Origin of the sequence: Methanoculleus sp. (assembly GCF_035363275.1) — an archaeon.
In the GTDB taxonomy this organism is placed as follows: Archaea; Halobacteriota; Methanomicrobia; order Methanomicrobiales; family Methanoculleaceae; genus Methanoculleus.
Genome location: NZ_DAOSET010000031.1, coordinates 21,472 through 34,413 on the forward strand (window position 1 = coordinate 21,472; position 12,942 = coordinate 34,413).

12 protein-coding genes are annotated in these 12,942 nt (G+C 62.3%); all 12 read right to left on the minus strand.

The window, feature by feature from the left end; all coding sequences use genetic code 11:
* Positions 1 to 31 precede the first annotated feature (31 nt).
* A complete protein-coding gene (locus tag PLN84_RS08235; protein WP_292385619.1) occupies positions 32 to 991 on the minus strand; it encodes a zinc-binding dehydrogenase in 960 nt (319 codons plus the stop codon).
* A 216-nt stretch (positions 992 to 1,207) separates the two neighbouring features.
* Positions 1,208 to 1,996 (minus strand): SDR family oxidoreductase, encoded by a 789-nt coding sequence (locus PLN84_RS08240; protein WP_292385620.1) that lies wholly within the window; start codon positions 1,994 to 1,996, stop codon positions 1,208 to 1,210.
* Between the two features lie 30 nt (positions 1,997 to 2,026).
* On the minus strand, positions 2,027 to 2,713 hold the full coding sequence (npdG, locus tag PLN84_RS08245) for an NADPH-dependent F420 reductase (RefSeq protein ID WP_292385622.1): 687 nt from the start codon (positions 2,711 to 2,713) through the stop codon (positions 2,027 to 2,029).
* A 51-nt stretch (positions 2,714 to 2,764) separates the two neighbouring features.
* Positions 2,765 to 3,520, minus strand: coding sequence for an SDR family oxidoreductase (locus tag PLN84_RS08250; protein ID WP_292558884.1), 756 nt, complete (start codon positions 3,518 to 3,520; stop codon positions 2,765 to 2,767).
* Between the two features lie 22 nt (positions 3,521 to 3,542).
* Positions 3,543 to 4,604 carry an NAD(P)-dependent alcohol dehydrogenase gene (locus tag PLN84_RS08255; RefSeq protein ID WP_292385625.1) on the minus strand — a complete coding sequence of 354 codons (1,062 nt, stop codon included), beginning with the start codon at positions 4,602 to 4,604 and terminating at the stop codon, positions 3,543 to 3,545.
* 228 nt (positions 4,605 to 4,832) lie between these two features.
* A complete protein-coding gene (locus PLN84_RS08260; RefSeq protein ID WP_292385627.1) occupies positions 4,833 to 6,206 on the minus strand; it encodes a PAS domain S-box protein in 1,374 nt (457 codons plus the stop codon).
* Between the two features lie 577 nt (positions 6,207 to 6,783).
* Complete coding sequence (gene npdG / locus PLN84_RS08265; RefSeq protein WP_292385629.1) at positions 6,784 to 7,461, minus strand: NADPH-dependent F420 reductase; 678 nt, start codon at positions 7,459 to 7,461, stop codon at positions 6,784 to 6,786.
* 972 nt (positions 7,462 to 8,433) lie between these two features.
* Positions 8,434 to 8,853, minus strand: a complete 420-nt coding sequence (locus PLN84_RS08270; RefSeq protein WP_292385631.1) for a pyridoxamine 5'-phosphate oxidase family protein — start codon at positions 8,851 to 8,853, stop codon at positions 8,434 to 8,436.
* A gap of 122 nt (positions 8,854 to 8,975) precedes the next feature.
* Positions 8,976 to 10,106: a hypothetical protein gene (locus tag PLN84_RS08275; protein ID WP_292385633.1), complete on the minus strand. Its 1,131-nt coding sequence runs from the start codon at positions 10,104 to 10,106 to the stop codon at positions 8,976 to 8,978.
* A 45-nt stretch (positions 10,107 to 10,151) separates the two neighbouring features.
* Positions 10,152 to 11,174, minus strand: a complete 1,023-nt coding sequence (locus PLN84_RS08280; RefSeq protein WP_292385635.1) for a TIGR03557 family F420-dependent LLM class oxidoreductase — start codon at positions 11,172 to 11,174, stop codon at positions 10,152 to 10,154.
* Between the two features lie 124 nt (positions 11,175 to 11,298).
* Entirely contained in the window at positions 11,299 to 12,114 is an 816-nt protein-coding gene (locus PLN84_RS08285) for an ATP-binding cassette domain-containing protein (RefSeq protein WP_292385637.1), read from the minus strand.
* Positions 12,115 to 12,208: 94 nt separating this feature from the next.
* Positions 12,209 to 12,942: hypothetical protein (locus PLN84_RS08290; protein ID WP_292385639.1), on the minus strand; the 734-nt coding region annotated here is incomplete at its 5' end.

The following is a 12,942-nucleotide window of genomic DNA, read 5'->3' on the forward strand; positions in this document are numbered from 1 at the left end:
TTGCGAACGTTTCGCTGCTCTGTGGATCCCCTTATTTGTCCATGACGGCAACCAGTCTGCCTCTTACGCCGCCTGCTTTGAGTTTTTCCAGGCCCGCAGGGATATCATCGAACCCGATCTCGGTGACGTCCGGCTTGAGGTTGCCCGATGCCATCATCGTGTAGACGCTGGCGATATCGTCGACGTTGCCGCCCTGGCTGCCGAGTATGGTAACCTCTTTCGTGATCAGGGGCATCGTGTTGAGGGTGGTCTCCAGTTTTGCCATGCCGACCAGGACCACGCGGCCGTTGACGCCGACTGCCTCGAGGGCGTCCGCAGTTGTCTTACCGGCCCCGGCAAAGTCGACGATGACGTCCAGGTCGACGTGCTCGGCGACCTCGCTGATCGTTGAGTATGCGGCCTTGCATCCGAGTTTCATGGCCTCTTCCCGTGCGACGGGGTTCCGGGAAGCCGCGTATACGTTGGCGCCCTTGAGGACGGCAACCCGGGTGCCGATCTGGCCCAGGCCACCGATGCCGATGATCCCCATGTTGATGCCGGGCTTAGCCCCGCCCGCCACGGCTACCGCATGGTGGGAGGTCATCCCCGCGTCCGTAGCGGCCGCAGCATAGGGGAATGACACATTATCGGGAATCGGGACCAGCATCTCGACCGGAGCGGTCGACTTCGTGGCGTAGCCGCCGTCCCGGCCGTATCCCCCGCCGTATCCATCCTTGGTGGGCATGGGGCAGACGCCGACTCTATCTCCCACGTTGTATCCGGTGACGCCTTCGCCGACCTCGGTGATGACGCCGGCGTATTCGTGACCGATGATGAGCGGATACTTCATCAGCGCCAGCCACTTCTCATCCTCCATTGCGCCGACGTCCGAGTGGCAGAGCCCGCAGGCTTTCACATCGAGTGCTACGTAACCGGGTTTCGCGACCGGATCAGGTTTTTCAACAAGTCTCAGCGGTTTATGGGTGTAGGTAAATTCCCATCCTTTCATCATAGTTATGCTCTCCTCGTTTCAGCTGCTCCATCCTGTCCGGACGTGCAGTCTCGCGATCCAGCACCTACAATCACAATCCCGCCCAGATATCCGGTCATCCCATGACGTTTCCCCGGCGGCCGGGTTCGAGCGAAGATGCTGGTCGTTCCTGCCGTTGCCGGGGCGCGGGGTCCAGCCCGTCCGCCCGCCCGGCAGGGTTTGTTCGTCTTCTCTACGTTACCACGCAGACCAGCCGGCATCCGCCGGGACGACTGCGCCGTTGACCAGGCTCGCCTCGTCCGATGCGAGGAAGAGAGCCAGGTTCGCGATCTCCTCGGCCTTACCCATACGCGGGTTGGCCCCGACACCGGCGGAGACGAGTTCCATCCCCTCAGGGTGGCTGTGGGTCGTCCGGGAGAGTTCCACCATCTCGGTTGCGACGTAGCCGGGCGCGATGATGTTGGACCGGATGCCCTTCCTGGCATACATGTAGCCGGTGTTCTTTGCGAGCCCGAGGCTCGCGTGCTTAGATGCCGTGTAGGCGGCCCCGCTGTGCCCGCCGTGGGTCCCACCGATGGATGAGACCGTGACGAAGGCGCCCTTGTTGAGTCCCTCGGCGTCGCCGGGGTTCTTGAGCATCACGGGGAGCGCGGCGCGGAACATGTACATCGGGCCGTCGACATTGACGGCAAAGACCTGCTCCCACGTCTTATCGTCGAGGTCTCCGACCGGGGCCACCCTGTCCAGGCTGCCCGCGTTGTTGACGACGATGTCAAGCTTGCCGAACTCTCGGACGGCAGTCTTCACGGCGTTCTTGACGTCCTCTTCCTTCGCGACGTCGCCGGAGACGGCAATGGCCGTGCCGCCTTTCCTGACGACCTCGTCGATGACGCCCTGGAGTTTCTCCTTCCTCCGTGCAATGGCAATGACTTTCGCGCCTTCCGCGGCAAAGCGCTTCGTGATTGCCGCACCCATCCCGGAGCTCGCTCCAGTTACAATTGCTACTTTTCCCTCAAGTCTTCCCATGATAACTCCTCCTTTGCACTGGTATTCGGATCACTTCGAGTCGCAGGCGCGGCCCTTGTCAAGGCCGGTGATCCGGATGCCGCCGAACTGGCACTTGTTCTTGATGTTGAGGCCGATCAGGAGCGGCGTGATCTTCTCGATGATGCAGGCCCGCTCGAGTTTGCCGCAGTCGACGACCTTGATCCCCGGGATCTTCTCGATCAGCGGGGTCACGAGCTCCTTGGCCGCCTTATCGTCGCCGGAAATGAGACAGTCGCAGTCGATCGGTTCGTTCAGCTGCATCCACCAGGTCTGGGAGATGTTGTTGAACGCACAGATCACCTTCGCGTCCGGCAGGATCGACTGGGACCGTTCCGCGGCGGACCCCTCGGGGAGGTCGATGTACTTCGTCGCCGACCCGCCGATGCAGGACTCCAGCGGTCCGGTCGCGTCGAGCAGGGGCTTTCCTGCGGCGCCTTCCTTGATCGAGAGCAGCGTGTCCTTCTGGGCCGCGAGCGGCACCGTGAGGACCAGGACGTCGGCGGCTTTCGCCGCGTCGGGGTTCGTGGCCGCCCTGATGTTCGGGATGTCGCCGAGAAGCTCCTTGACCTTGTCGACACCGGCCTGGGCCTTATCAAGCGTCCTCGAGCCGATGATGACGGTCTCTCCTACCTGTGCAAACCGGAGGGCGATCCCGAGACCCTGACCCCCTGTTCCGCCGATTACTCCAATTGTCATGTCGTTCACCGTTCTGAATTTGTGTTTGTTCTCGTGTTCGTCTCGCTATACTTACATACAGGTGTAGCCACCGTCGACGACCGTGGTCGTCCCCGTGGTGTAACTCGCTTCGTCGCTTGCCAGGTAGACGATGGCCGGGTTCAGCTCGCCGTCCCGCCCGTTCCGGTTCATGGGGACCATGGCCTTCACGTAGGCCTGCCATTCCGGGGACTCGAGCGCGGACTTCGTCAGCGGCGTCGGGAAGAACCCGGGGCAGATCGCGTTCACGGTGATGTTGTACTGTGCCAGTTCGACCGCCATCTGGCGGGTCACGTTGACCACGCCGCCCTTTGCTGCCTGGTAACCGACCGTCGACGCCGTGGCGCCGACGAGGCCGTACATCGAGGCTGTGTTGATGATCCGGCCGTAGTTGTTCTTGACCATCACTTTCGCGAACTCGCGGGCCACCTTGAAGACAGCCGTGAGGTCTACGGCGATCGTCGATTCCCAGCCCTCGTCGGAGTACTCCAGGAACGGCGCCATGTGGGCGTTTCCCGCGTTGTTCAGCAGGATGTCCACTTTACCGTATTCCTTGACGATCTCGCCGACCGCGTTCTTGATCGACTCGGTGCTCGTGACATCGCACTGCACCGCCAGGCACCGGACGCCGAGGGCACGGATCTCCGCGGCGACTTCGTCCAGCTTCTCTTTTCTCCGTGCCATGATGGCGATGTCCGCACCCTGGCCAGCCAGGGCCTTTGCCATCTGCACGCCGATACCCGATGATGCGCCTGTTACGGCCGCAACGCGACCGTGTAAGTCAAACATTGGCATAGTTCTCTCCGATTGGTTACTCAAGAATTACTGCGGGCTTGATCAGATCTTTTGGCTTCTCGTGCATCAGCAAAAGGGCCTCCTCGATATCCTCGAAGTTCGTGAACCGGTGCGTGATCAGCCTGCTCGGGTCGATCCGCCCGGCCTTGACGAGGGCGGCCAGCCGCTCCATTCTCGCCCTTCCGCCGGGGCAGACATCCCCTTTGATCGTCTTGTTGGCGAGGCCTGCGCCCCATGCAGCGAGCGGAATGGGGATCGACTCGGCATGCTCCATGGCGTTGATGTTCCCGAGCGTGCCGCCGGGCTGCAGGACCTCGATCGCCTGGCCGATGGTCTCAACACCGCCGCCGGCCGTGATCGCGGCATCCACTCCCGCACCGTCGGTCAGGTCCATGATCTGCTTGACCGTATCGCCGTTGTGGTAGTCGATGATCTCGGTCGCCCCGTACGCTTTAGCGACCTGCACGCAGTTCGGCCGGCTCCCCACAGCGAGGATCCGTGCAGCCCCGAGCAGGTGCGCACCGGCGACGGCCATCAGCCCGACCGGCCCGATCCCGAAGACGGCGACCGTCGACCCGAGCTGGACGTTGGCCATCTCGGCACCGTAGAAGCCCGTGGTCATCATGTCGCCGATCATGACGGCCTGGTCCAGAGTCACCCCGTCGGGAAGCAGCGCGAGCTGGGCGTCGGCGTCGTTGACGTGGAAATACTCTGCGAACACACCGTCTTTCTGCGTGCAGAACGGCATACCGGAAGCCATCCCGTCGCAGTGCTGGGCAAAGCCCCGTTGCGAGGGGACACGCAGGTAGTTGGGGGTGATCGCGGGGACGATGACCCGGTCGCCGGGCTTGAAGTCCCCGACCTCGTTGCCTACTTCCTCGACGATACCGACAGCCTCGTGGCCCATGATGCGGTCGGGGGGCATGTAGTCGCCCATGTCGCCCCAGATCATATGCAGCTCCGAGGAGCACGGGGCGATGGCCAGCGGCCGAAGAATAGCGTCCCGCGGCCCGGCAACGGGCCTGTCTTTCTCGACCCATCCAATCCTGCCTTTACCAGTTCTTGCAAGGCCTTTCATTCAGTCACCTGTATATGATTGAAAGAAGAGTACGGCTGCCCATATAATTTCGTTTTACTGAGAATCACTAGGGTGCAAGATTTATATGATATTACGAGAGCCAGTCCCCCTGGCCCCTCTCTCAGCGATGAGCCCCTCCGGGGATCCCGACCCCTCTGGAGTACCGGTGCCGGTCACTCCCGCCGATCGCGCAGGTCGCTCGATCAGCGGATCGTATACCATGGATTGTCAGCGAATACCGGGGCTCGACGGCGGGCCGTTCCCGTCGCAGACCTCGGTGGAGACGTCGATCATAAGAGAGGCGAGCTCGCCCGAGGGGAGTTTGAAGAGGTAGTGCCAGATCCAGACGTCGTCTCCCTCCCGGTACTGGAGCGGCGGGAGGAAGACCGGGCGTTCCCGGGCAAAGCCCTGCTGGACGGCCTCCAACAACCCGGGTTCGGCGAGAGCGGGGAAGACATCCCAGACATTCCGGCCGATCAGCTCCTCCTTCTTGAACCCGAGGATCTTCTCGGCCGCCCGGTTGATGTCGTTGAAGACGAACCCCTCACCACCGCGGATCACCCCGTAGACGATCACGCCGTTGCAAGCGTTCTCGAAGAGCGAACGGTACCGCGTCTCCCTGAAGGTCAGATTCTTTCGCTCCCTGCGGTCGCTCGTGATATCCTTGAAGACGATGGCGAACTCGTCCGGCGGGCCGCCGTTCTCCTGCCGGATCGGGGTGAAGTTCACATCAAAGTAGGCCACGCCGGACTTGGTGCTCGGGATCTGCTCCCGCCTCATGCGGTCGAAGTCGCAGGCGAGCTCGATCTCGGCCACCTGGCCTGCATGGACCAGCGACTCGAGCGTTCCCGGGGAACAGGCCAGGGTGAAGATGCTCGCGGCGGAGAGCTGCTCGAAGGTGTACAGCCCGAGGATCCTGAGCGAGGCGGGGTTGGCGTTCAGGATAGCCCCATCGGCGGCGAAGATGATGATCCCGTTTGGAACCGTCCCGAAGAGGGTCGCGATCTTCCACTCCGAGTTCTTCAGGGCGATCTCGATCTTCTTCAACGCGGTGATCTCCCGGAGGGTGACCAGGATCTCCGGGCTCTCGGTCTGCGAGACGATCGGCGCGAAGTTGACGAGATAGATCCGGTCCGTTCGCTCGTCGATCAACTGTATCTCCTCGAGGTAGGTCTCCGATTGGTGGATTCGCTCGATGTTCCGCCGGACCGCAATATCAGAGAAGATCCGGAGGTCGAGATCGAAGAGCGGAACCCCGATCAGGTTGTGGCCCGACCGGATGCCGAGGGTGGCGATGAAACTCGCGTTCACCATGCAGATCCGGAGGTCGGCGTCCAGGATCGCCAGCGCATTCGGGGAATGGTCGAAGATCTCACGCAGGGGCAGGCGGTGCGACCGCCGGTAGAGCTTCTTCTGGCCGAACCGTTCCATGTAGACGTCGCCGTTCGCGGCAAGGAGTTCGAGGTATTTGGCGGCGGAGACGCGGGTGATGCCGAGCTCGTGGGCGACTGCCGTCACGGACATCCCTGTCGTCGCGTGCTCTTCGAGCAGGTCGAGGATCCGGGAAAACTGCTCCTGGTATCCGGTCGCGGAGTCCGTCATGCCGCACCCTGTATCTCGCACAGCCAACCTTGTTGCCGTGATGCCGGGAACGATAGAATTTCAGTGGACATCGTACTTATGACAGGTTGTCGCCCTCACTCTGCAAAATACTTTCTCGTGAGCATACTCCGCCCGGTCGCTTTCCAGGTCACGGACACGACTCCGGGTCCATCGTCGTGATGCCGGAGGCGGAATCGATTCGCATGCGGACTGCCCCGCCCTGAAGGGTGGGGCTTCCCGCTCCGCCACCTTCACCCCCGCAGGATAAAGGTTTCCCTATTGGAGATCGGGGTATACCTGCCACGTATGTTGCGGGAACTGCGGGAGAAAGAGGGTCAACTGCAATAGCAGAGATGCGAAGATTCGGCGTGATCCGGGGGGTCGGATGGGCAGTACTATCCTCTTGCGGTGTTCAAGAAGACAGCAGGGGAAAGAAACGGTGTATCCCGGGAACGGAGATGGACCGGGAGAGCCCTTCCGGGAAATTCGGATAGGCTGTCCCGTCATGACCGGTACCACAATCGGGGAGCGCACATGCCTGTGCGGCACCCCCGTGGTTTCAGGTTGATGTGCTGTATCAGCAGGCGCGGCCCTTGTCGAGGCCGGTGATCCGGATGCCGCCGAACTGGCACTTGTTCTTGATGTTGAGGCCGATCAGGAGCGGCGTGATCTTCTCGATGATGCAGGCCCGCTCGAGTTTGCCGCAGTCGACGACCTTGATCCCCGGGATCTTCTCGATCAGCGGGGTCACGAGCTCCTTGGCCGCCTTATCGTCGCCGGAAATGAGACAGTCGCAGTCGATCGGTTCGTTCAGCTGCATCCACCAGGTCTGGGAGATGTTGTTGAACGCACAGATCACCTTCGCGTCCGGCAGGATCGACTGGGACCGTTCCGCGGCGGACCCCTCGGGGAGGTCGATGTACTTCGTCGCCGACCCGCCGATGCAGGACTCCAGCGGTCCGGTCGCGTCGAGCAGGGGCTTTCCTGCGGCGCCTTCCTTGATCGAGAGCAGCGTGTCCTTCTGGGCCGCGAGCGGCACCGTGAGGACCAGGACGTCGGCGGCTTTCGCCGCGTCGGGGTTCGTGGCCGCCCTGATGTTCGGGATGTCGCCGAGAAGCTCCTTGACCTTGTCGACACCGGCCTGGGCCTTATCAAGCGTCCTCGAGCCGATGATGACGGTCTCTCCTACCTGTGCAAACCGGAGGGCGATCCCGAGACCCTGACCCCCCGTTCCACCGATTACTCCAATCGTCATGTATTAATCACTTCAATTTGTTTACTGTTGTCAGATTCGTGTTCGTTGCTCTATGCATCGGATACGGGTGTATCCGCTGTCGACAACCGCGGTTGTCCCCGTGATGTAGTTCGCTTTGTCGCTCGCGAACTACATGACGGCCGCATTCAGCTGGCCCTCTTTCCCGTGCCGTCCCATTGGGACCATGGCTTTCATTCTTGCTAATCCTGTCGCCTATTCGTCTCAGAGGCCTCCCCAAAACGAACTGCGAACCATAGGCAGGCCTGAGCAAAGCACCTGTACGCAGGTCATCTGCAGTCACACCGATGCCCCTCGCTCCTACCGGAACGGCAGTCGTATATCACGTCAGGGGGTGCGCCCGGTGGAACGGCGGGTCTGTGTGCACCAATGGTGCGATTAACGGCTACCAGATAGCAGGAGCTCGAGAAACCCGGAGGGTTTCGAGTGGGAAGAACGGGAAGGGTGTCCCCTCCCGACAGAGGGTTTCAGGGCGACCTCTCTGAGAAGAAGCTGCGCATTGTACCCCTTAAATGTTTCCATACTGCCCACGCAGTATAATCGCCGTCGATTCCGCTGAAAGAAAACGAGGATAACTGCATCAGGCACATGAGAGACTGCGCCGTTTATGGCGCGAACCGACGTTTCCGACAGGCAATGTCACCCCTTGCCGCGGGATGGCCAACAGACAGCGATGCCGCCTGCGTCGGGCAGTGAGAAACGGGCCTGCTCATGACCCGGTAATTGGATACCTCACCCCGGGAGGCAGAGAAAAGGAGAATTAAGGGTTTTAACAGAATATGGATGCCAGCCGCCTGACACAACCCGGTCTGCAACAGATGCGCGTCCAGCAGGGGGCAGCCCGATCTAGCCGGACTTGCTGCCGGGCAAAGACCCGGCAGAAAGACTCCCGGTGCACTTCGATCCCGTCTCTCCGGTAGTTGCAGATGGACCGGGAGAGCCCCAAAAGAGCGTTCAGACGGACTTCTCCCAGCCCTGGCCCATATCGATGAGGGGCCGCACCTCACCTACCTCGAACGTCACCGAGGCATGGATCATCGCTGCCGCCTCCTTGCCTGCGGCCTCGGCGACTTTTCTTCGGTAGGTATCGAGCGTCTCTCCGGAGGTCGCGTACTCCTTCATCTTCAGGTAGACCCGGAGCCCCTTCCAGTCCGCAAGCGTCGCTCCCTGTTCCATGATCGTGAAGACAGCATTGGGATTCTCCTGCAGGTAGGCAAACGTGCGGTTATTTCCGAGCCCCATCACGACGGTCTTCTCGTCGACCATCATCGGCGAGCCGAAGACCGCCGCATCGATCTTCCCTTCTTTGTTCGCGGTGCTGAGCACACCGAGCCTCGGCTGTTTGTTGAAGTAATCCATCAATTTTGATGACACAGGTACATTCCTCCTCTGGACCAGAACTTATCGTTCCGCCCTAAAAAGGTATGGGTATGGGGCCGCATGAACCCTGTGGGCCGCCGGGAGGTCTCGTTTTGAGGAGATCTCTTCCACCCACGTTATACCGCCAGGAACTCCCCGGGAGCGAGGCTGGTGGCGAGCATCACGGTATTGATCTCGGGGTTCCCGGTCCAGGTGCCGGCTTTCCGGTTCTCCGGGTCCATCCAGAAGCGCTCGATCTCATCGGCGAGCGGGGCGTACTGCATGAGAGCGTCCGCCCGCCGGGAGAGGTCAGGATTCTCACGGACTCGCTCCGCGAGCGCCCTGGCCCCCGACAGGCCGATGGAGAGCCCGAATTCCCGGAAGGCGAGACGGTAATCCGCGGGGTAGCGGAGCGTCCCGCCCCCGGCAAAGGCGGCGAGGCCGGCGAGGGCCGCGTCGAGGACGGATGCCAGCAGGTCGTCGGACATGGACCTGACCTGGCCCGCGAGGTGTGCGATCCTTCCGGCATCGTAAAGGAGGCCGCCGATGCCGAGCGGGTCGTCCGTAACGAGGCTCCCGCCCCGGCAGATGCCGGCCATATCGGCGATCTCGATCGAGAGGTCGATCCCCCCTGCAGATGCGTTGAGCTCGCTGTAGGTGACGAACCCGTCGAGCGGGTCGTGCTGGCCCATAGCGGGGACGAGCGGCCGGGCAAGGTCGATGCTCATCTTCCAGTACATTCTCCTGCCGCCGGAGGGGAGGGTGTCGGTGAACGCGGCGTGGGCAGCCTGTGCAAGTTCCACCGCCCACCGGGTATAGGCCGGGTCTCCGGTCGCCCTGCTCACCCGGTTGAGCGCGTGCATCCACTTCGTGAGGTAGTGATAATACTGCCCGTCACGGTCCCACTCCAGCCGCTCGTCGAACGGCTCACCGAGCCTTCGTTCGGGAAGCGGTTTACCGATCCGGAGTCCGCCCCGGGTCGGGTGCGCCTCGCCCTCCTCTTCGGGAAGTCCGCTGATCCAGCCCGTGCGAGAGTCGTCTTCGCGGTGCCGGCCGAGGGTGTGGTGTACCTGGTCGACGAGGCGGAGGGCGAGGTCGCGGTAGACCCCGTTGCCTGTCCGGCGAGAGAGTTCGAGGTAGTTGCAGACCGCGTAGGCGTCCGTCCAGAGGTAGCGTCTCGGGCGGGTGTGGGGCGGGTCAAGCCCGGTCCGGGCGGCAAACTCCGCCATGAGACCGCGGACGGTTGGGGTGGTCACGTTGTGCGCCATCTCTCCTTCACCGGGGGCTGGCTGATGAGACCGGCGGGCTCATGCTCACCGTGCGCGACCCGGCCCGGGAACCATCCTTCCCCCGGACTCGGGCCGCGGGGGCTTGATCCCGAACTCCGGCAGGATGACGTCGTGGGCGAGGTTGATGAACGCCTCCTGGTCAGGGCCCACCTGGTGCAGCAGGACGCTGTCGTATCCCATATCGACGAATTTGCCCACCTTCTCGATGATCTTCTGCGGGTCAGGGCCGCAGAGGACGTTCTTTGCGACATCCTCTGGTGTCACCATCTGCTGCAACTGCTCAAAGTGTGTCGGGGTGGGGACGATCCAGTTCAGTTCCCCCTTGTTCGCGGCCATAGGGAACCACTCGTATGCCGTGCGCTTCGCCTCCTCCTCGCTCGTGCCGTAGCAGACCACGGTCTCGATCATGCACGATTTGCCCTCGCCGCCCGACGAACGGAACGTTTCGATGACCTCTTCGGGCTTCTGCTCGAAGTGGATGAGCGCGTCGCCGATCTCGCCGGCAACCTCCGCCGAGATCGGCCCTTCCGCTGAGATACGGATCTGCGGTAACTCCCTCGGCAGTTCGTAGATCCGGGCGTTGTCGAGGGTGTAGTAGGTGCCGGAGTAGTCCTGCATGCCACCCCTCCAGAGCGTCCGGATGATCTTCACCGCTTCGCGGAGCATATCGAGCCGCACCGGCTCGGACGTCGGAAAGACGCCGCTGACGACATGTTCGTTCAAACTCTCGCCCGTCCCGAGCCCGAGTTCGAACCTTCCCGGCATCATCGTGGCGGCGGTTGCAGCGGCCTGCGCGACGATCGCCGGGTGATAGCGTATCAGCGGGCAGGTCACGCCGGTGGAGACCCTGACCCGCGAGGTGGCCTGCGACACCCCGCCGATGGTGCACCAGACAAACCCGGCGTGCCCGTGGTTCGAGATCCACGGGAGGTAATGATCGCTGATGCTCAGAAACGAGAAGCCAGCGTCCTCGGCAAGCCTTGCGTTCTTCACCAGTTCGGGCGCACTGTGCGACTCGGTGAAGAGTTTATAGCCAATCTCGACCATGTTTTCTCTCTCCTCTCGGATTCCCCGTCCCTTGCACGGAGGTGCCGGGGTATAGGCGCCGGGAGAGATCGTCACCGGTCTTAAGCGTTGTGCCGATTAAAAAATGGCATTGTCGAGGGGCGGTTCAGTAGCCCGTCGCGTAGTAGTAGCCGTCCTCCTCCCGGACGCGGACAGGGACACGGAAGAGCCCGCCGATAGCGTCGTCGGTCAGCACCTCCGCCTTCGGGCCGTCCTGCCGGACGGCGCCGTCCCGCATCAGGACGACCCGGGAGATCTCGGGGATGATATCGTGGAGGTTGTGGGTCACCAGGATGATGCCGGTGCCGGACTGTGCGATCTTTCGGAGGGTTTTTCTGAAGGTGTGGAGCGCGTGAAGATCAAGGCTGTTCGTGGGCTCGTCGAGGACGAGGGTGCCCGGGTCGTGGACGAGTGCCCGCCCTATCAGGAGCCTGCGGGCCTCGCCCGAGGAGATCTCGGTCATCGGGCGATCGGCAAGGTGGGCGACGTCGAGGAACTCGAGGATCTCGTCGGCCTTCCGCTCCATCGCGTCCGTCACCTCGTGGGAGAGGAAGAGCCCGATGCTCGAGAAGAACCCCGAGAGGACGACCTCGCGGCCCGATATCCTGCGGACGAAAGTCTGCTGGAGGTCGGCGGAGACGACCCCGAGGTGGGACCTCAAGGAGAAGGCGTCCCACGTATCCTGCCCCCGGAACCGGAACGTGACCTCCGGGCCCGGCGAGGAGGGGTAATACTCGCGGGTGATCGCCCGGATGAGCGACGACTTCCCGGCGCCGTTCGGCCCGAGGATGGCGATATGCTCTCCCTCGCGGATCGTGAGCGATACAGAGTCGAGGAGTCTGTGGCCGTCCCGGACGACGCTGACGTTTTTGAACTCGACGAGCGGCGGTGACTGTTGAGCGCCGGCGGTGCTATCGGTCATGCCGGCCGCTCCGTCGGGTGGGGTATTCGGTACAGGGATTCCATCGATTGTCGCTGTGTATGTTGGACGGTTCTCGTCAAAAGGTACGCTTTCGTCACCGCGGGGCACCGAGCAGCGCGGCAACCCTCTCCGGGTCGTCCGTGTAGACGCGGAGGAACCCGGCGGGCTTGAGCGCTGCCCTGACGTGGCCGGGATACCGCAGACTGACCAGGAAACGATAGAGCAACTCCAGCATGAACACCGCAACGCCGACCTCAAAGAAGGTGCGAACGAGGAATTCGGGATCGACAGCCAGGGCGCCCGAATACCGTATCCACCCAACCCACACCCTGACGAAGTATACCCCCGCAATCAGGAGAACCAGGAAGAGTGCAAATGTCCAGCGGAGGATGGGAGGGTACGGCCCCTTCACCTCGACCGATCTGAAAGCATCCTTTCCGAAGACGAGCGGCTGAGAACGCGATCTCCGGACGACGATGGCATCCCTGAATGACTCTATCTCAGCCCGTTTCGTATCGAGAGAGAGATGCACCGCGGCATACGCTATAAAGGAGAGGCCTGTGAGGATAAGGAACACGAAGCGCAGGGAGGGGATCAGGAGACCTGCCACGAAGAGTCCGCCGAAGACGAGGATCGAGACCGGTAAAAAACGGGGACTGGTGTAATCCACAAATACGCCCTCGATGACCTCCCGGCTGCAACCTTTAGCGGCTTCGAGCCCGATCTCGCCGTCGGGGGTGGGATACTGTCGGCGGACGGTCCCGGTCACCGCCGCGTTCGGGCACCAGCCGAGTTTCTTCCTGAGATACTCCATAAAGACCGTCATCA

What these genes read in the sequence shown, in the direction of transcription:
- PLN84_RS08235 (WP_292385619.1), bottom strand. Translation starts at nt 991, where the DNA reads ATGATGAAAGGATGGGAATTTACCTACACCCATAAACCGCTGAGACTT.
- npdG (WP_292385622.1), bottom strand. Translation starts at nt 2,713, where the DNA reads ATGACAATTGGAGTAATCGGCGGAACAGGGGGTCAGGGTCTCGGGATC.
- PLN84_RS08260 (WP_292385627.1), bottom strand. Translation starts at nt 6,206, where the DNA reads ATGACGGACTCCGCGACCGGATACCAGGAGCAGTTTTCCCGGATCCTC.
- PLN84_RS08275 (WP_292385633.1), bottom strand. Translation starts at nt 10,106, where the DNA reads ATGGCGCACAACGTGACCACCCCAACCGTCCGCGGTCTCATGGCGGAG.
- PLN84_RS08240 (WP_292385620.1), bottom strand. Translation starts at nt 1,996, where the DNA reads ATGGGAAGACTTGAGGGAAAAGTAGCAATTGTAACTGGAGCGAGCTCC.
- PLN84_RS08280 (WP_292385635.1), bottom strand. Translation starts at nt 11,174, where the DNA reads ATGGTCGAGATTGGCTATAAACTCTTCACCGAGTCGCACAGTGCGCCC.
- PLN84_RS08285 (WP_292385637.1), bottom strand. Translation starts at nt 12,114, where the DNA reads ATGACCGATAGCACCGCCGGCGCTCAACAGTCACCGCCGCTCGTCGAG.
- npdG (WP_292385629.1), bottom strand. Translation starts at nt 7,461, where the DNA reads ATGACGATTGGAGTAATCGGTGGAACGGGGGGTCAGGGTCTCGGGATC.
- PLN84_RS08255 (WP_292385625.1), bottom strand. Translation starts at nt 4,604, where the DNA reads ATGAAAGGCCTTGCAAGAACTGGTAAAGGCAGGATTGGATGGGTCGAG.
- PLN84_RS08250 (WP_292558884.1), bottom strand. Translation starts at nt 3,520, where the DNA reads ATGTTTGACTTACACGGTCGCGTTGCGGCCGTAACAGGCGCATCATCG.